This is a genomic window from Desulfonema magnum (assembly GCF_017377395.1).
Taxonomy (GTDB): domain Bacteria; phylum Desulfobacterota; class Desulfobacteria; order Desulfobacterales; family 4be13; genus Desulfonema_C; species Desulfonema_C magnum.
On record NZ_CP061800.1, the window covers coordinates 2,644,775 to 2,664,958 of the forward strand.

Annotated in this window: 15 protein-coding genes; 6 read left to right on the top strand and 9 right to left on the bottom strand. The window is 47.6% G+C overall.

Annotation, left to right across the window (positions count from 1 at the left end; all coding sequences use genetic code 11):
- Nucleotides 1-103: 103 nt before the first annotated feature.
- The 9 genes from sppA to moaC form a co-directional block, all read right to left on the bottom strand.
- A complete protein-coding gene (sppA, locus tag dnm_RS10645) occupies nt 104-1,873 on the bottom strand; it encodes a signal peptide peptidase SppA (protein ID WP_207682628.1) in 1,770 nt (589 codons plus the stop codon).
- A 145-nt stretch (nt 1,874-2,018) separates the two neighbouring features.
- A complete protein-coding gene (locus dnm_RS10650) occupies nt 2,019-2,573 on the bottom strand; it encodes an NUDIX domain-containing protein (protein WP_207682629.1) in 555 nt (184 codons plus the stop codon).
- A gap of 146 nt (nt 2,574-2,719) precedes the next feature.
- On the bottom strand, nt 2,720-3,475 hold the full coding sequence (tatC, locus tag dnm_RS10655) for a twin-arginine translocase subunit TatC (RefSeq protein ID WP_207682630.1): 756 nt from the start codon (nt 3,473-3,475) through the stop codon (nt 2,720-2,722).
- Nucleotides 3,468-4,043 (bottom strand): twin-arginine translocase TatA/TatE family subunit, encoded by a 576-nt coding sequence (locus dnm_RS31775; protein WP_207682631.1) that lies wholly within the window; start codon nt 4,041-4,043, stop codon nt 3,468-3,470. The genes tatC and dnm_RS31775 overlap by 8 nt, the downstream gene beginning before the upstream one ends.
- A 66-nt stretch (nt 4,044-4,109) precedes the next feature.
- Nucleotides 4,110-4,286, bottom strand: a complete 177-nt coding sequence (locus tag dnm_RS10665; protein ID WP_207682632.1) for a hypothetical protein — start codon at nt 4,284-4,286, stop codon at nt 4,110-4,112.
- An 11-nt stretch (nt 4,287-4,297) separates the two neighbouring features.
- A complete protein-coding gene (locus tag dnm_RS10670; RefSeq protein ID WP_207682633.1) occupies nt 4,298-4,483 on the bottom strand; it encodes a hypothetical protein in 186 nt (61 codons plus the stop codon).
- A gap of 11 nt (nt 4,484-4,494) precedes the next feature.
- The gene (locus dnm_RS10675; protein WP_207682634.1) at nt 4,495-4,659 is read right to left on the bottom strand and encodes a hypothetical protein; all 165 of its coding nucleotides are present in this window, start codon (nt 4,657-4,659) and stop codon (nt 4,495-4,497) included.
- 52 nt (nt 4,660-4,711) lie between these two features.
- Nucleotides 4,712-5,920 (bottom strand): murein transglycosylase A, encoded by a 1,209-nt coding sequence (gene mltA / locus dnm_RS10680; protein WP_207682635.1) that lies wholly within the window; start codon nt 5,918-5,920, stop codon nt 4,712-4,714.
- Nucleotides 5,921-5,987: 67 nt separating this feature from the next.
- Nucleotides 5,988-6,470, bottom strand: a complete 483-nt coding sequence (gene moaC / locus dnm_RS10685; RefSeq protein WP_207682636.1) for a cyclic pyranopterin monophosphate synthase MoaC — start codon at nt 6,468-6,470, stop codon at nt 5,988-5,990.
- 865 nt (nt 6,471-7,335) lie between these two features.
- Here moaC and dnm_RS10690 point away from each other — a divergent pair.
- The 6 genes from dnm_RS10690 to dnm_RS10715 all read left to right on the top strand — a co-directional run bounded on the left by dnm_RS10690 (nt 7,336) and on the right by dnm_RS10715 (nt 19,772).
- Entirely contained in the window at nt 7,336-11,517 is a 4,182-nt protein-coding gene (locus tag dnm_RS10690) for an Ig-like domain-containing protein (protein WP_207682637.1), read from the top strand.
- 1,240 nt (nt 11,518-12,757) lie between these two features.
- Nucleotides 12,758-14,845 (top strand): molybdopterin-dependent oxidoreductase, encoded by a 2,088-nt coding sequence (locus dnm_RS10695; RefSeq protein WP_207682638.1) that lies wholly within the window; start codon nt 12,758-12,760, stop codon nt 14,843-14,845.
- A gap of 21 nt (nt 14,846-14,866) precedes the next feature.
- Nucleotides 14,867-15,379, top strand: a complete 513-nt coding sequence (locus dnm_RS10700; protein WP_207682639.1) for a 4Fe-4S dicluster domain-containing protein — start codon at nt 14,867-14,869, stop codon at nt 15,377-15,379.
- Between the two features lie 13 nt (nt 15,380-15,392).
- Nucleotides 15,393-16,820: an electron transport complex subunit RsxC gene (gene rsxC, locus dnm_RS10705; RefSeq protein WP_207682640.1), complete on the top strand. Its 1,428-nt coding sequence runs from the start codon at nt 15,393-15,395 to the stop codon at nt 16,818-16,820.
- Between the two features lie 451 nt (nt 16,821-17,271).
- On the top strand, nt 17,272-17,808 hold the full coding sequence (locus tag dnm_RS10710) for a hypothetical protein (RefSeq protein ID WP_207682641.1): 537 nt from the start codon (nt 17,272-17,274) through the stop codon (nt 17,806-17,808).
- A 140-nt stretch (nt 17,809-17,948) separates the two neighbouring features.
- Nucleotides 17,949-19,772, top strand: a complete 1,824-nt coding sequence (locus dnm_RS10715) for an ATP-binding protein (protein ID WP_207682642.1) — start codon at nt 17,949-17,951, stop codon at nt 19,770-19,772.
- Nucleotides 19,773-20,184: the final 412 nt, after the last annotated feature.

Sequence of the window (20,184 nt, forward strand, 5' to 3'; positions counted from 1 at the left end):
CTGAAAATATTTTCATAACCGGGGACGAAAAACCCGGCTTTTTCATGGGCGTTTATTTTATTTTCTACTGTCCAGATATTAAAAACTTATGATTAGGTACTTATCATCTTATTTCTATTTTCGGCATGGATAAAACTTTGGATTCATCTTTGATTGCGAGTTCTCGGACAGCCTGAATCATCGGCTGAAGCTCATGTAGCACACGAATCGCTGCCGAGGCCGAGGCTTTTTCCTCAGCACCGAACGGGCCTTTTTCCAGCAACACTTCCAGCAGGGGCTTTTTCTTGGGAAAGACTTTCAGGCAGATTTCCGCATCTTCCGGAATTTCCGCGGCCTCTTTGGCAAGACGTATGGCAAGAGGAAAACCTCCCAATTCATCCACCAGCCCCAGTTCTTTGGCGTCTTCACCTGTCCAGATTCGTCCTTTGGCAATCTCCGACACATATTCTATTGGCAGACCCCGCCCCTGTGCGACTTTGCTGGTGAAATCCGCATAAATCCGATCCAGAGCGCCCTCTAAAAGATTCCATTCCTCTGACGTGTAATCATGGGTTCCTGTCCATATGGCGGCGTTAGAACTGGTAGAAACATCGTCCCACGAAATGCCCAGTTTGTCCCAAAAACCGGATGTCACCATTTTTCCGGCCAAAACCCCGATGGAGCCAGTAATCGTGGCCGGATGGGCAACGATCTTATCCGCATTCATCGCGACAAAATAACCGCCGGACCCCGCCACATCTCCCATTGAGACAATCACGGGTTTGCCGGCCGCTTTTGCGCGGACAGTTTCCCGCCAAATGCTGTCAGATGCCACATAAGACCCTCCGGGACTGCTGACTCGGAAAACAATCGCTCTGACAGCATCATCCTCTGTCGCTGCCTGAAAAGCGTCAGTAACCGTTTTGGCTCCCATGGCGACATCCCCATATAAGGGATTGTAGTCACTTTCGCCTCGCTGCACTCCGCCCACGCCGTAAATCAGGGCAATGGTTTCTCCTTCTGTGTGGACACGGCCCGCCAGGTTCAGATAATCTGACAAAGAAAGAAAGTGAGTGTTCCGACCGGTATTCTTCTTTACGTCTTCATAGACCTCATCCTGATACGCGAGCTTGTCCGCGAGTTTTGCGTTTACGGCTTCCTGACCGAGAAACAGTCCGTGATCCGCGAGGGACCGAACATCTTCCTCGGAAAGCTCACGGGTTCTGGCAATCTCCTTTACAATTTGTCCGAACAGAGACTCCATTACCTTGCAGACCGCTTCTTTGTGAGGTGCGGTATATTCTTTCTCCGTAAAAATGTTCATGGCATTTTTATATTCATGACGATGATCCATACGGGGAATCACCCCGAGTTTATCAAGCGTTCCCTTCATAAACCGTGTTTCCAGAATCAGGCCGGTCAGTCCGATATCCCCTGAAGGCTGTAAACAGATTTCTTCAAAAGCAGTTGCCAGATAATAGGCCCTGTTTCCGGGACCAAATTCACCAAACGTATCTGTGTATGCAATCGCGGTTTTTCCTTTTTGGCGAAAATTCAAAATTGCGTCACGGATTTCCTGAATCCGGGCGAATCCCATTGGGACGCTGCCAATTCGGGCAATAACGCCCTTTATCTGGTCATCTCCCGAAGCCCGCTCCAGTGCTTCGACCACGTCGCGTATTGTCACCACCTTTCCGGATATCATCCTTGCCGTGGGATCATCCGGAACATACTCTGTAAATCCTTTTTCAAAATCCAGTTCAATAAACGTTTTATCAGGAACCTCTTCCTTATATATCAAGAAAAAATAAACACCGACACCTATTGCCACGATGATCTCCAAGAGAGTGATCGCACCGATAATAATAAGTATCTTCTTTAAAAAATTCTTCACAGGAGCCATCCTTTCTGTTTTGATGTTTCGGAGATTTCAGACAGATACCTAAGCCGGGTAAACCGGAAATAACAAATCCCAAATAACAAATCCCAAATAACAAATCCCAAATCCCGAATAACAAATCCCAAATCCCAAATAAATTTCAAATTCCAGGATTAAGATACGAACTCTGAAAACAAATATGCTTTGCCATAAAAAGCCCGCTGATACTCTTGCTGTCCTGAATTTTTCCCTTATAAACCATTTCCATTGCCTCGTCAAATTTGATTTCATGGACATTCAGTATTTCATCTTCATCAAGGTTCTGCTCGGCCGGTGACAGATCCGTTGCCAGAAAAAGATGAATCCGTTCATCCGAGTACGCGGGGATAGGGGTAATTTCTCCCAATTTCTGCCAGTTGTTTGCTGAAAAACCTGTTTCTTCAGTCAGCTCCCTTTTTGCACATGCAAGCGGAGCTTCCTCTGGTCCGAGGGTTCCCGCGGGAATTTCCCATATGTAATCCCCGATGGCATGACGATATTGCCGGACCATTATCACGGTTCCCCGGTCAGACAAAGGCACTATCGCGGACGCGCCCGGATGATGCACGATCTCCATGTCAATGGTCACACCGTTGGACAGGGTGATGTTTTCTGTCACTATTTTGAATACCCTGCCCTGATGCAATGTGGTACGTTTGTTTACTTTTGCTGACATATCTCCTCCTCTGTGAAAGACCGCCGAGGTTTTAAAAACCTCGGCGGTCTGATATCCTGGTATGCTTAAAAAAAAAGCCGGGAGATCAATCTCCCGGCTGAAAGCTCAGGTGCGTTCAGGCACACTGTATGGCAGGCTGAAGCCTGTTACCGGACTGATTCCTGATTTGAGTCTTCATCTGTTTTCTTTTTTCCAAAAATCCTGGCTCCGAGGATACTGATTTCATACAAAAGCATCAGGGGGATCGCCATTAATATCTGAGTCACCACATCCGGCGGCGTTAAAAGGGCCGCACCGATAAAAAATAATAACAAAGCATATTTTCTGTTTTTCTTCAAAAAACCAACAGAAACAATGCCGAGTCTCGCCAGAAACGTAAGAACAAGCGGAAGTTCAAAAACCAGTCCGAAGGCAAGTAATAATTTTGCGGAAAAACCGAGATATTCCCTCATGGACGGAAGCGCCTGGATATTTTCAGAGGCAAAACCGAGAAGAAATTTGAAACCCATTGGAAAAACAATGAAATATCCGAACAGCGCCCCCCCGATGAAAAAAAATGAGGAAAGAAAAACAATGGGAAAAAGAATACGTTTTTCTGTGGAATATAGTCCCGGTGCGACAAATACCCAAAACTGATACAAAATTACCGGGGCTGCCAGCATGAGTCCTGCCAGAAAAGCAACTTTCAAATATGTAAAAAAAGCTTCAGGCAGACCTGTGAAGATAAGTTTGTCGCCTGTTCCCATGACTGATATTAAGGGCTGAATCAGGATTTCAAACAACTGTTCCTTGAATCCATATGAAATTCCGAACCCGACGAACACGGCGACAAAACAGACAATCAGACGTTCCCGCAGTTCTTCAAGATGGGCTGTAAGTGGGAGTTTGTCATTTTCATTCATCTTTTAAAACTTCCTCCGGTTTTTCCATGATTTCTTCTTTTTTACGCTCTTTTTCATCTTTGCTCTTTATTTCAGACCTTTTTCTAATATTATCAGAAGGGTTGTCCTTTTTTTCATCTTTGCGCCTTATGTCAGACGATTTCCCGATTTCATCATCTGTCTTATCAGAAGCTTTGTCATCTTTTTCAAACGCCTTTTTTTCCACGGGCTTTATGTCAGATGATTTTCCGATTTCCTCATCTGTCTTATCAGAACCTTTGTCATCTTCTTTTTTATTACGATGGGTTCCATCACCAGGAAGGTCTGAATCAATGGGCGCTTTGTTTTCAGGTCCGACGTTTATATCAATCGGCTTCCTGATGTCGGTGTTCATATCATTAAAAGCTTTTTTAACATCTTTTAATTCTGTGTCAATTTCCATTGTCTCTTTAAATTCTGTTGTTGCTTTTTTAAATTCACTGAGAGCACGCCCTATGGATTTTGCAAGATCGGGAAGTTTTTTGGGGCCGATAAAGATCAGCGCCAATGCCAGAATCAAAAGCATTTCAGGCATACCAATGCCAAACATAATGAAACTCCTCTGTTTATGATTTGTAATTTATCTGATTAATGATCAATCTGCTTACTACGGGTTTTATAAAAAACTGTCAAGCATAACTGAAACGCCCGATGTCAGCAGATGGAAAATTCCTGATGATAACGACTTTTTCCTTTCCCATGCCTTGCTTGAAAATACCTTTTCTTTGTTCCCATGCGTTGCGTGGGAACGAGAATACCTTTTCCTCGTTCCCATGGTTTGCGTCACTGCCATTAAGTTGAGACTCATCCGGGGTCGCAAAAAGAGTTTCCGGCAGGGATGCGAAAAATAATTTTCGCACTCCGGAAGCTTAACTTAATGGCAGTGACGCTTTGCGTGGGAACGAGTTTGCTGAAGGTTTTTTTCTCCTGGTTCCAATGCGTTGCGTGGAAATACCTTTTCCTCGTTCCCATGGTTTGCGTCACTGCCATTAAGTTGAGACTCATCCGGGGTCGCAAAAAGAGTTTTTCCTCGTTCCCATGCTTTGCGTGGGAATGCCTTTCGGACGCTTTGCGTCCCGTGCGACAGGCGGATTCGGGACGCGAAGCGTCCCCACTGCATTCCCACGCAAAGCGTGGGAACGAGTTTGCTGAAGATTTTTTTTCATCTGCTGATTGTCAGCAGATTAAAAATATGTGAAAAATCCCTTTGGAAGAGGATTATGAGGACGTTATTTCAGGTTTTAAAATAAGAAGATACAGATTTCCCCTATGCTGCATATATCCTGCCGCAATTTCAGCATATGCCCCGTTTCCCCAAAAGATATCCGCACGTCCCGGCCCCCGAATTGCTCCCCCTGTATCCTGACTCAGAACAAAACGGGGAAAATTTATCCATCTGGAAATTTTTCCGGAGCCATCAGTGAGCGGTTTTTGCGTTTCAATAAACGCCAGCCCGGACAGAGGGAACACCCGTCTGTCCACGGCAATGGATCGCCCCGGGGTCAGTGTGACATTCAATGCACCAAAAGGGCCCTCTTCTTCCAGGCTGAAAAATACATAGCTGGCATTATGATTTAAAATGGGTTCAGCTTCTTCGGGATGTTCCCGCAAATACTCACGAAGTCTTTGCATGGACATTTCTTCTTTTGGAATCTTTCCTTTTTCAATCAGCAGCTTTCCGATACTTCGGTAAGGCTGTCCGTTTTGGCTGTTATAGTGGACATTAATGATTTTTCCGTTATCAAGGCTGATTTTTCCGGAACCCTGTATTTGAAGAAAAAACAGCGATATCCGATCCCTGACCCATGCAATGACTTCGGCTTTGTTTTCAAGAACGCCCTGTTCTTCAATCTCCTTACGTTCATAATAGGGGACGAATGTCTGATCAGCCAGCCTGCCGGTGATCTTCTTTCCTTTAAATTCCGGAGAAAAAGAAGACAGCTCAATGGTCATAAGATCATCAGGACGGGCATACACCGGAAATTTGTATTCATTATTTTTATAAAGACTTCCATGCAAAAGCGGCTCATAATATCCGGTAAAAAGAACATTTCCTTCCTCACCGGCTCCCACGGACTTGTAAACCAGATAATTTGACGCAATAAATTTTTTCAGTTCCCTGGCAGACGGTCTTTTATCTGTAACATCAAGAAAATGTTCCAAAGATCGGATCATATGGGCGGCATCAAACATATCTTCTCCGAATTGAAATTTTTTGTCAGCCGGCACCTGCTTCAGATATGAAATGCTTTGAGAAATGCCATGTCGCAACCCATCATAGGCCATATCGTCGCCAAACTCCGGATAGTCAGAAACCGATAATCTCATCAGCGGAAACAACGGTGCCTGCTTTTTTGCAGCACACCCTGAAATCATCAGCGATAATACAAAACCAATAAGCATAACACTAAAATATTTCTTCATCATATCCCCCTTGGAAAATGAGAAGTGAGAAATGAGAAAATCCATATTCCTCACCCTCACTCCTCACGCCTTATTCCTCACGCCTCACAAATCTCCCGCTTTTTCCGCCTGATTTTTCAATAAGGCGGATATCAGAGATGGTCATTTCCCTGTCATATGATTTGCACATATCATAGATCGTCAGGGCAGCCACCGACACTGCTGTCAGGGCTTCCATTTCAACTCCTGTCTGACCGATAATTCGGGATGTCGCTTCTATTCTGACTGAGTTTGTCTCTTTATCCGGTGAAAAGTCAACCTGAATATGAGTGATATTCAGAGGATGACACATGGGAATCAGTTCCGAAGTCTTCTTTGCGGCCATGACACCGGCAATCCGGGCCGCTTCAAGGACATTTCCCTTTTTGACTGTCTGGTTATGAATTTTTTCAAATGTTGCCGAGTTCATGGAAATCATTCCCCCTGCAATTGCAACACGCAGAGTTGGTTCTTTATCGGACACATCCACCATCCGCACACGGCCTTCTTTATCAAGATGCGTAAATTCGGGCATAAAAATAATCCTCAGTTAATAATTTTGGTTTATCTGTTTTCGCAGGATTGACAAGTCCCGCGGCAGGGGTTCGGATTTAGCAGTCCGAACCGGGCAAATCGGGCTTTGCTTCCCCTGGAACAAGACTGAAAAATTCTCGAAATAAAAAAAGAATGCGAAAATGAAGCGAAGCGAAATTTTTGCACTCCGGATAAATATGTTGAAATTTTTTTGACCTGGTGATTGTAATCAAGTCGGAAGTTTCCTAAGTTAATCATGACCTCATCTGAAATTAGCATAACATCTTCTAAGACGAATTTCAAGGAGAGAAATAGAAAATGATATAATGTTTCCTTAACTTTTATAAGCAAATATAAGTTATAAGCAAATTTTGTGCCATCTGTATCAGTTTGCCTTTTTTTAACCGTTTTTTCCTTAAATTTTCCAGCAAAAATTTTGACAAAAACCAATTTCAATTAAAAGATGCAACTTATAAACTTCTTTACGAATCTTTTAAGCTAACAATGTAAGAAAACCTTTTTTTTTGTGTATTTTATTTAAAATCAGGCTATAATCACTCGATGATCAAATTTTCTGACCCGATTCGGACAAAACGTCTGTCATTCCTGATGAACGTAGGGTGGGTTGCGCTTCGCTCCACCCACCCTACGTTTTTTGTATCGGGTATGTTATTTATTTCGAATTCTGTTATTCCGTTCGACGACCCGACTGAGTTCGCCGAACGCTTTGGCTCCCGTTTTTTTTGTTGATTCATGGCAGCATATCAGGTAAATTTTTTTAATATGTCAGGTGAGTTGTTTGTTAGCTGCTGGCTAAGGATACGGTGTTTTTGTATTTTAATTTTTTTAATAACGGAGGTAAAAAAATGTTGGAAAGCTTATTCACCAAAGGACTGACATGCTTCTCTGATTTTGCCCGAATCTGGCTTTTGCTTATTCTGCTGGCCGTGCTTCCAGGGGCCGCAGACAGCGATGTGGTTTATGCGGGGAATACCGGAGAGGATTGTTTATTTGATCTGGACAATACCAGCGTGGATGAAAATCATCCCGCGGGTACCGCGGTTGGGATTTTTAGCTATATGGGGATCGCCATGCCCACCTATTCCCTGTCCCCCGATGCGGAAAATACTGACAACGGGGCATTCACCATTGACGGCAATATGCTCGGAACTGCTGAGACATTTGACTTTGAGAGCCGCAGTAAATACACAATTCAGGTGCTTGCTGATGGCTGCGAAAAAGAATTTGCCATTACCGTCACCGATGTCAATGAATCGCCTGAAATTACCCAGGGAGAGTCTGTCACAGTTGAAATGGACGAAGACAGTTCTCCCACAGGTTTTGACCTGACGCTGAACGCAAGTGATCCTGATGAGAATGATGTCTTAACCTGGACCATTGCCGCAGACGCTGAAAACGGCACGGCAGAGGTCAGCGGCACTGGCGATTCCCAAGAGGTCATTTACATTCCTGATTCCGGTTACAACGGCACTGACAGTTTCGTGGTTCAGATTTCTGATGGCGAACTCACAGACTTGATTACTGTAAATGTCATCATTGGCGCACAAAATGACCCGCCTGAAATTGCTCAAGGGGATTCCGTTACTGTAACCATGGATGAAAACAGTTCCCCCACAGCCCTCAGTCTGAGCCTGAACGCCAGTGACCCTGACGATGACATATTGACTTGGAGCATTGGCACGGACGCTGAAAACGGCGCGGCAACTGCCAGCGGCACTGGCGATTCCCAGGAGATCAGCTACGTTCCTGATTCCGGCTACAATGGCACAGACAGCTTTGTGGTTCAGGTCTCTGACGGGGAGCTGACTGACTCGGTTACTGTGAATGTCATCATCGGTAACGGGCAAGTCATTATCACCAATGCCCCGCCTGAAATTGCAGAAGGAAATGCCGTCACAGTCACGATGGATGAAGACGGATATCCCACGCGTTTCTCTCTGACACTGAACGCGGCAGATCCTGATCAGGACTTCCTGACCTGGAACATCAGCAGTGTTCCCCTTAACGGTGTGGCAGAAGCCAGCGGCACTGGCAATTCCCAGGCTGTCAGCTACACGCCGAAAGCAGGTTACAACGGCACAGACAATTTCGTGGTTCAGGTCTCTGACGGGGAACTCACGGACTCGATTACTGTGAATGTCAGCATCCAAGCACAGAATGATCTGCCGGTCATTGCCGAGGGCGATGCCGTAACCGTGACCATGGACGAGGACGGTTTTCCCACGGCCTTTGCCCTGACACTGAACGCGGCCGACCCGGACGGGGACACCCTGACGTGGAGCGTTATCGCGCCTGCTGAAAACGGCATGGCCGATGTCGGCGGCACAGGATATGCAAACGCGGTGAGCTATGTTCCCGATCCCGGTTTCAGCGGCACGGACCGTTTCACGGTTCAGGTCTCGGACGGCGAACTCTCAGACTCCGTTATCGTAAATGTCAGCATCGGTGCGCAGAATGATCCGCCTGAGATTGCCGAGGGCGATGCCGTAACCGTGACCATGGACGAGGACGGTTTTCCCGATGCCTTTGCCCTGACACTGAACGCGGCCGACCCGGACGGGGACACCCTGACGTGGAGCGTTATCGCGCCTGCTGAAAACGGCATGGCCGATGTCGGCGGCACAGGATATGCAAACGCGGTGAGCTATGTTCCCGATCCCGGTTTCAGCGGCTCTGACCGTTTCACGGTTCAGGTCTCGGACGGGGAACTCTCAGACTCCGTTATCGTAAATGTCAGCATCAGCGCACAGAATGACCCGCCTGAGATTGCCGAGGGCGATGCCGTAACCGTGACCATGGACGAGGACGGTTTTCCCACGGCCTTTGCCCTGACACTGAACGCGGCCGACCCGGACGGAGACACGCTGGCATGGAGCGTTATCGCGCCTGCTGAAAACGGCATGGCCGATGTCGGCGGCACAGGATATGCAAACGCGGTGAGCTATGTTCCCGATCCCGGTTTCAGCGGCACGGACCGTTTCACGGTTCAGGTCTCGGACGGGGAACTCTCAGACTCCGTTATCGTAAATGTCAGCATCAGCGCACAGAATGACCCGCCTGAGATTGCCGAGGGCGATGCCGTAACCGTGACCATGGACGAGGACGGTTTTCCCGATGCCTTTGCCCTGACACTGAACGCGGCCGACCCGGACGGGGACACCCTGACGTGGAGCGTTATCGCGCCTGCTGAAAACGGCATGGCCGATGTCGGCGGCACAGGATATGCAAACGCGGTGAGCTATGTTCCCGATCCCGGTTTCAGCGGCTCTGACCGTTTCACGGTTCAGGTCTCGGACGGCGAACTCTCAGACTCCGTTATCGTAAATGTCAGCATCGGTGCGCAGAATGATCCGCCTGAGATTGCCGAGGGCGATGCCGTAACCGTGACCATGGACGAGGACGGTTTTCCCGATGCCTTTGCCCTGACACTGAACGCGGCCGACCCGGACGGAGACACGCTGGCATGGAGCGTTATCGCGCCTGCTGAAAACGGCATGGCCGATGTCGGCGGCACAGGATATGCAAACGCGGTGAGCTATGTTCCCGATCCCGGTTTCAGCGGCTCTGACCGTTTCACGGTTCAGGTCTCGGACGGCGAACTCACTGACACCATTGTCGTAAATGTCAATGTCAGGATAAAATTTGAAGGGGAATGTGCGACACTGTGCGAGGAATCCGGAGAAGCTTGCGTGACTGTGTTCATGGATGAAGATGCATCCCCGACACCCTTTGATCTGACCCTGAACGCCAGTGATTCGGATAATGATATCCTCACCTGGAGTATCAGCACTCCTGCTGGTAATGGCACTGCCCACGCCGACGGCACAGGTTACACCAAAGATATCAGCTATGCACCTGATAGCAACTTCAACGGCACGGACCGCTTTGAAATTCAGGTCTCTGACGGCTGGTTAACGGACAGCGTTGTTGTCTATGTCTGTATTGCTCCCCGGGATGATCCGCCTGTTATTGTTCAGGGAAACGCCGTCACCATCAGCATGGATGAAAACGGTTTTCCCACCGACTTCGATCTGACGTTAAACGCCAGCGATCCTGACGGAGACGTGCTGACTTGGCGCGTTGTCTCTCCTGCGGATCATGGTACGGCCCATGCCGAAGGTGAGGGGAATTCCCAGTCTGTCAGCTACATTCCTGCCCCTGGCTACATCGGCACGGACAGTTTTGTGGTTCAGGTCTCTGACGGCGAGTCAAACGACAGCATTACCGTGAATGTGGAGATCAATGCAACTGTCGAAGGGGATTGTGACATATTGTGTGAGCAGGAAGAAAATGCATGTGCTGCTGTATATATGGATGAAGACAGTTTCCCCACGGCCTTTGATCTGAGCCTGAAAGCCAGCGATCCTGACGGGGACATTCTGACTTGGACCATCAGCAGTCCTGCCAGCAACGGAACAGCCCACGTCAGTGGCACAGGTTACGCTAAAGATATCAGCTATATCCCCGATGCCGACTATAACGGCACGGACCGGTTTGAGATTCAGGTTTCTGACGGTTGGCTGACGGACAGCGTTATCATATATGTCTGCATCCGCCCTCATGATGAAAATTCAGACAATGGCTCAAACAAAGCTTCGGATGATGATTCAAATGAAAATTCCGATGATGATTCAGACAGAGCTTCGGATGATGATTCAAATGAAAATTCCGATGATGATTCAGACAAAGCTTCGGATGATGATTCAAATGAAAATTCCGATGATGATTCAGACAGAGCTTCGGATGATGATTCAGACAAAGCGCCTGATAATGACTCGGAGATTCCACTATCAGCAGACAGCACAGCGTTTATTACTGAAGAGGACAAAAATACCACAGATGTTATTTTCGGCGATATTGATAATAATGAGACTGTGGATGTAAGGGATGCTGTACTTGGGTTACAGATTCTGGCCGGAATCACACCGACTCACCCGGTATTTATCACCGCTGATGTAAATGGCGACGGAAGAATTGGAACAGAAGAAGTCATCCATATCCTTCAATTCATTTCCGACCTGCAATAATTCATTCCCCTGTTCCAAAACTTTGCTTCCCTCTCCCTTTGCCGGGAGAGGGGGGTATTTTCACAACCTCGGAGACCGTCACCCGTCATCAACTCCTTATCCCACAAAAAACCTGCAACAGATAAGTACCTGAGCAAAAAATTTTTTTTCTGAGAAGGGCGGAGAAACCCGGCTTTTTCCTGTGACTCGATGATCAAGTTTTTTTAATCCGATTCGAAAAAAAGCTTGTCATTTCTGCGAAAGCAGGAATGACAGACTTTTTGTTCAATCCGGCTCAAAAAGCTTGATTATCGAGTATCAGAAAACTTATGATCTGGTACTTAACTCACGTTTTTCATATCCGCATCAGCGTCAATCTTCTCGCGGCCAGGGCACTGACAGTGAAGATAACGTCAGGAGGAATTCGGAAAATGCCTTGCCCACCCTGCATTTCAGGTATTTTATTTTTGGAAAAATCCCTTATGACAAAACAGAATTAATTTTCCGGGGATGACAATATCTTTTATCCAACACCTTAATATTCTTATTTTATTATATTAAATGATCTTTGCAACAGACTGTTTTTTTAAGATACAGGAATATTCTTAAAAATTTTATTGCATTAAATAATTTTTTTATGTAACAGACAAACATGAAAAGATTTCACCCGGGCCATGAAAAGCCAACTGCCTGATTCTGCGAAAACCACCTCTGTATCAACCGATTATTTTTATTGACGATTGAGCTTTGTAACCCGGCCATTCTTTCTGAAATCGTGTGCTAAATTTTAAAAAAACTCGATGATCAAGTTTTCTGATCCGCTTCGAAAAAAACCCTGTCATTCCTGCGAAAGCAGGAATCCGTTTTTAGCCGATACAGCGCTTCCGGGAGCTAGCGGATTCCGGTTAGAAAAAAACCTGTCATTCCTGCGAAAGCAGGAATCCATTTTTAGCTGATGCAGCGATTCCGGAAACTGCGAATTCCTGCTTTTGCAGGCTTCGGCGTGAACTCGGTCGAACGGAATGACAGAAAAAAATTTGGAATGACAGAAAAAAAACTTGATCATAGAGTTTTATATCAAGAAAAACCTGATGCATAACCGCAATGATTATGACGGGTCGGATCACCGGAGACCTCCGAGGTTTTCAAAACCTCGGAGGTCTTTCACCCGTCAGATTCATCGCGGTCACGCACTAAATTGAATTATAATAACTTGTTTTTTTTGGGGAGTGTATTTTCACAGTAAAAACGGAGAAATTTCATGAGAAAAAAAATATACACTTTATGTTTCATGTGTTCAGTGCGATGCCCCATAGCAGTGGTTGTCGAAGATGACAAAATTGTCAGCATCGAAGGGAATCCGCACGTGCCTGCCATGAAAGGGGTATGCCCCAAGGGCGCGGCCGCGGTGGGTTGGCTCAATGACCCGCAAAGAGTCCGCTCGCCCATGATCCGAACCGGCCCCCGGGGATCAGGCCAATGGAAAAAAGTGAGCTGGGATGAGGCGCTGGATTATACCGCTGACAGATGCAAGGAGATATTTGCAAAATACGGCAGTAAAAGTGCGGTCTATTGTGAACGGGTAAATCTGGTGACAGATATTTCCAAGACCTTTCTCAAGGCCATCGGATCACCCAACTATTTTTCCCATGACACCATCTGCAAGGGGTCCGTCAACACCGCGTGCAGAACCGTTATCGGCTATACCGACGGTCAGATCAGCGCGGACTGGTCCAATGCCCGGCATGTTATCCTCTATGGCCGGAATGTTTTTGAGAGCATGGAAGTCAAAGCGACAAATGCGCTTCTTGATGCCATGGCCAAAGGGGCAAAAGTGACCTCTGTTGATCCCAGGGTCAGCATCACCGCTGCAAAATCTGACCAATATATGATGATCCGTCCCGGCACGGATCTGGCCCTGAATTACGCGCTCATGCACGTGATCATCAAAGAACACCTTTACGATGTAAAATATGTGAATCGCTGGGTGGAAGGGTTTGACAAACTCAGCGCGTTTGTTGATCCTTATACTCCGGAATGGGCAGAGACAGAAACCGGAATCCCTGCCAAAGATATTATCCGGCTTGCCAGGGAAGCGAGCCAGGCAAAACCGGCTGTGATCTTTCACTATGGTTACAGAGCATCCCATCATCCCACGGAAATATATTTCAGACGCTCCCTCATCATGCTGAACGCGCTTATGGGCAGCATTGAGTCCCCCGGGGGGATTTTTATCAAAAAAGGGCCCAAAGATGCGGGCTTAAAAGCCGGGATCAGGAAATTTTCCGAACAGCAGTTCCCTGCAATGGAAGAGACCCGGAGATTTGACGGATGCGGGGAGGAGAAATTTCCCATTGCAGATACCGCACACGGTGTGGGAGCCATGTTTCCCAGCGCGGTGCTGAATGAGGACCCTTATCCCATCAAGGTGCTTTTTGCGTTCCGATTTGATCCCCTGTATTCAAATTTTGATTTTCAGCAAAGTCTCAGGGCGTTGAAAAAACTCGATCTGATCGTGTCCTGCGATATCAACTTCGGAGGGACCACCTCCCTTGCGGATGTGATTTTGCCGGAATCCCTTTTCCTGGAACGCTCAGATCCCCTGCAAATGGGCGCTGGCCTGAAACCTGCTGTGAACCGGAGAATCGCCTGTGTCAGACCCGGGTTTGACACAAAACCGATGTGGTGGATATTAAAGCAACTGGCACAACGTATGGGCGTGGGAGAGTATTTTCCTTATGAGACCATTGAAGATATCTGGAATTACCAGTTGGCTGATATGGGAATCCCCATAGCGGATTTTGAGCAAAAAGGATTTGTTTCACTTTCAGACAAAGCCATCTGGTGGGACAGAGAGGATGGCATAAAGTTCAAGACCCCTTCGGGCAAAATCGAGTTTGTTTCCAGCCTGCTGGAAGATAATGGTTTTCCATCGTTTCCGCCTTATGAAGCACTCGAAACCCCCGAGGATCGTTTCAGGCTCATCGTGGGCCGGTGTGTTGCCCATACCAATGTGATGACCCAGAACAATCTGTATCTGAATGAGCTGGTGCCTGAAAATACGCTCTGGATAAATGAAAAACGGGCAGAGGCCCTGGGAATAAAGGATGGGGAACGGGTGGAAATCGAGTCAGACACGGGCAAGGGACAAATCCGGGCCTTTGTGACAGATATGATTCATCCGGAAGCCGTTTTCATGCTTCACGGGTTCGGACATCAGGAACCTGAATCCCGGAGGAGTTATCAGCGGGGAGTGGCCGACGCGATGATTCAGGACCCGATTATGGATAAGGTCGGCGGAAGCCCGGCCCTTGATCACACCCTCGTAAGGGTGAAAAAAGCAGTCTGATTTCGGAGGGAAAAAGAAAAAATGGGAGATTATCTGATTTATACAGATGCGGCAAAATGCATTGCCTGCCATTCATGCGAAGTCGCATGTAAGGCAAAGAATAATGTTCCGGAGGGCGCGACACTGGGGAAAATTGTGGTTCTGGGACCCAGACTGATTAACGGACAACCCCGGATGTCATCCCTTTTTGTTCCCTGCTTTCATTGCGAGGATGCCTGGTGCATGAACGCATGTCCTGTGGATGCCATCCGAAAAAGAAATGAGGATGGCCTGGTCTATATTTTGCAGGAATTATGCGTGGGATGCAAAGCCTGTATCCTGGCATGTCCCTGGCATATTCCCCAGTGGGATGCTGATGCGGGAAAGGCCATGAAGTGTGATCTCTGCATGGACAGGATTGACGAGGGGCAGGAGCCTGCCTGTGTTGCTGCGTGTCCTACAAATGCCCTGCAATTCGGAGAACCGGCTCAGTTGTCTCACAAAGCAAGAGAAGAATACGGTCTCAGCCTGCTGAAAAGAAATCCCGCGAAATAAGGGGATGAAAATTATGGAACTTAACACATTGGCAACGTTTCCAAAAGGCGGTGTTCACCCCGGAGAACTCAAGGAATTCACGGCCGGTCTGCCCGTGGAAACCATGACGATGCCTTCCCGGGTCTCTCTTTTTTTAAAGCAGCATGTGGGGGCTTCGTGTGAGGTTTCAGTGGAAAAAAGACATGATAAACCGCCAGACGAGGCCCTTTTGTTTCACCGCCACCCGGGCCGCATTTATCAGCTCTTGGTGGATAAAAAAGACAGGGTAAAGACAGGGGACATGATCGGGTCCGTGGGAGAAAAACTGGGAGCCAATCTTCATGCCAGCCTGAGCGGCACGGTTCAGGGCATCGCGGATGTGCTGCACCCGGCAGCAGGAAAATCACCTGCCATTGTCATTTCCGGAGATCCGGAGGCGAGTGCTGCCACGTATTCTCCTACAGACTGGCACCGGTTCTCCAGGCAGGAACTCTTTGACAGGATACGGAATGCCGGGATTGTGGGTCTGGGGGGCGCGGGGTTTCCTGCGGATATCAAACTGAATGTGAATCCGGATGTTCAGTTGGATACCCTGATTCTAAACGGTGCGGAGTGCGAACCCTATCTTACCTGCGATCATCGGGTCATGGTGGAGCATGCCCGTGAGGTGGTTGAAGGCGCAAAAATCCTTCTCACAATTCTGGGCATCTCCGATTGTGCCATTGGCATTGAGAACAACAAGCCGGACGCGATTGAGTGCTTACAGGAAATCATCAGACAGGAGGGGTCGGAGAACGGATTCAGAATCCGTGTCAGCCCCCTCCAAGTCAAATATCCCCAGGGGTCGGCCGATCAGATCATGCAGAGCATCACAGGACGGGTGAGGCCCTCGGGCAAACGCTCCTCATCCATTGGCATTATTGTTCAGAATGTCTATACTGCAAAGACCGTTTATGATGCCGTGGTTCTGGGCAAGCCTTTTTATGAGAGAGTCATCACCGTCTCCGGCAAAGGCATTGCCCGGCCGGCAAATCTGCTGGTTCCCATCGGAACCCATCTTTCTGATATTGTGTCCTATCTGGGCGGAACAACCCCTGATCTTGCCAAAGTGATAATGGGAGGGCCTATGATGGGACCGGCCGTGTCAAGTTTGGATATTCCCATCACAAAAACCACCTCTGGCGTGCTTTTCCTGACAAAAGATGAGATTGATACGCAGCCCTACGGCCCCTGTATCCGATGCGGATTTTGTCTGGATGCCTGTCCCATGGGCCTTGAACCGAATAATATCGGGATATGGGTTGAGGCGGGCCGCGGGGCCGAAACCGAGGAATTCGGCCTGATGGATGATTGTTTTGAGTGCGGGAGCTGCGCATATGTGTGCCCCGCGAAACGCCCTCTGGTGCAGTTTATCAGGCTGGCAAGAATACAGGTGAGTGAGGCGAGGAAAAAGAAGAATTGAGAATTGAGAATTGAGAATTGAGAATTAGTAATGCCTCATCTGTATGATGCGACTGAGGGATGAAATTTATGAAATTATACCAGAGTTGTTCCTAAATAAATAATGCCACAAAGACACGAAGGCTCGAGGGCTTCACGAAGGGTCTTCATGTCTCTTTGTGACTTCGTGTCTTCGTGGTGTCATGAGCCGCGCGTCGCGTCATATGACAGCTTACTTATTTGGGAACAACCCTGCTGGTTATAACGGATTTAGGAGAGGCTCTGATTTCGGCAGGCTGTCCGCAACTATCTGTTTTTACAGGGAGCCGGACGCACATTCCCGGAAAATGGGAGTTTCCCGGGAGACAGATGCCCCGGATTTCCGGTTCTCAGAACCCCGGCACGGACAGATTTTTCATCCTGTTATCTTGTGATTTCAGAATGTTGTACATCCCCTGAAAGGGAGTATAATTATGAAAAAAGCATATCTGATCACCGAGGGCAAATGCGAGGCAGATATTCTCAGGGCGGTGCTGCCTGAGGAAATACTCCGCCGCACTGAGTTCATTGTCGGAGACGGTCGTTATTCTGCCCAGTCTCTGGCCCATTCTGTTCTGGCTGTGAAGCAGGTTCCGACGGCGCTTGTTCTGGATGCGGATACCAGCGACTCGGCAGCAGTTCGGGAACAGCTTGAACTTTTAAAATATTCTCTCATTCAGGCATCTCCTGACACCGAGTCCGAAGTCTTTCTGGCTGTGCCGGAAATGGAGATTCTGCTTGTTCAGGATATGGATTTCATAATGCAATTTACTGAAAAGAAAGCGTTTTCACCATTAGAAAGAGAGTTTGCCAGATTAAATCCGAAAAAATTTCTCATTAAAACTTTTTCTTATGATAACAAAATATTGAAGAAAATTATCAGTCGCATGGATGAACAGACAATCAGGAGGATACAGAATACTCCTCTGATTGAGCAGCTTAATGATTTCATTACTTCAATAGTGAACTGACTATTTATTCACGGATTGAACAGGATCAGGGCGATAATCAATAAAATTGAGATACGCAATTTTAATCTCGTTCACACGCTTTGATCTCGTTGATCTCGTGAGGAGTATGAGTATAAGTTTATATGGGAGAAAAAAAGTGCATGACGGATATTGAACCAATTCTGCCGGTCGAAGAGATGGTGGCTTATGAGGAATTTACCGACCGGGTCGAAATTTTGCGAGACTTGGACGCGTGGGTAAAAAACATCCAGCGTATGGCCTCATCCAGCACTGCTCTTATCGCACCGCGGCGGATGGGGAAAACCGTGCTGCTGGATCGGCTGGTGAACACGGTGTTCTTCAAGCCGGAATACCGGGTGGTGCCGTTTTATTTCCGAATGAAACGGGAAGATACCACGCTGCACAAATTTCTTATGGAATATGCGACCACGTTTTTCAGGCAGTACATCGCTTATTGTCATCAGGATCCCCGGCTCTATCGAAACAGACGTGTGGAATTGGATGATTTGCTGACGTATCCTTCGGACCACAACGCTGTGACACTGGCAAAGGAATTCATACAGGGCTTTCTGAGACGCTATCGGCGGCACGGATTTGAAGATGCCCGGAATCACTGGGACAACTTCATTTATACGCCCGAAGACTTGGCCTCATATTCCGGCACAAGGGTCGCGGTCATTATTGATGAATTTCAGGATATGAAATTTTATGTCCATGATGTTTCCGAGGCGACACTGCAAGAGATGCGGAGACACCGTGAACAATATCCGGACTGGCAGGGCACGAACCTGACCGCGACATATGACCGTCAGGCCCAGAGCCGCAAGGCCCCCATGCTGGTGTCCGGATCAGCGGTGACGCTGGTGTTCAGAACTGTGATGGGAGGTCCCCTGGGCGGGCGTTTCGGCTTCAGCTATCTGAAGCCGCTCTCCATTCCTGACGGTGCTGCCTTGTTGCGCCAGTTGCTTGAGATTTATGTGCCAAAAGCCACAGTCAGCCCGGAAGATGCGCTGTATGCCAGCACACAGGTGGGCGGACATCCTTATTACCTGTACTGTCTGGCAATGTCAAAGGCTGAGAATAAAAAATTTGATAAGAAAGATGAAATTGACCGGATCATTCGTTATGAAATCGAGCAGGGAAAGATTTACGGGTTCTGGCATACACATTTCCAGGATAACCGGAAATATATCAACTCGGATACAGATGAGGAAATCGGCAAAAAGATCATTTATTATTTCACCAAATACAACAATCAGCCTGTGGATATCAAAGCGATTGCCAGAACTTTGGACATCTCCAAAAACGCGGTGGAGGAGAAGATTGAAAAGCTGTATCTCTCGGATATGGTCTATCGGAGCGCTGAAAAATATTACACATTCAATGACATATGCCTGATGCGGTTCATCAAATTCGTGTATGAGAAGGACCTCGAAGGAATCGAAGCGGTTGATCTGAGTCAGCAGAATCTGTTTAACACGCTCAAGGGCCGGTTCCTGGAAATTGTGGTGCAGGTGACAATGATGAAGTTCAACCACGAGAATCTCCCCGGAAAATTCTTTGGAACGTCCGGAGATATCCAGGTTCCGCTGTTTCAGGTGGTTGACACGAAATATGTCAAGGGGCTCAGAACCCGCCAGTATCAAATTGATGTATGGGGGCAGGAACAAGGGACAGATCGCTGCTGGATCTGCGAGTGCAAATATACCAAAACAAAGATGGGCATGAAACAGGTGGAAAAACTAAGACACGCGGCCCGGGCATTGAAACAGGAGGCAGAGGACGCGGGGCGGCGCGTTCCGCATATCCAAATGTGGCTGATCTCCACGGGCGGATTCACACAGGAAGTTCTGAAATACGTCAGGGATCAGGAGGAGACTTACCTTTCTGATTATGACGGGATCAACGGCATCTTCCGGGCTTATGGCGGCAATTATACGATTCCTGTGTTCAACGAGACATGAGAGACAATCCTGATTTTGCGAATAATATAACGCCATATGCAGCTTTTTTTAATTGAAGAGAACATGGACACATATAAATGCCACAAAGACACGAAGGCGCGAAGGGACACAAAGGAGCCTTCGTGAACCTTCGCGGCTTTGAGTCTTCGTGGCATTTGATATCCGAAGGCGCAAATGGATACGAAGAACCTTCGTGAGTCTTCGTGAACCTTCGTGGCTTTGTGTCTTCGTGGCATTTGATATCCGAAGGCGCAAATGGATACGAAGAACCTTCGTGAGTCTTCGTGGCTTTGAGTCTTCGTGGCATTTGAGATCCGAAGGCGCAAATAGCCTTCGTGAACCTTCGTGGCTTTGTGTCTTCGTGGCATTTAACTTTTTGTTTTCGTGGCATTTAAGTTGCACATTGTGTTAA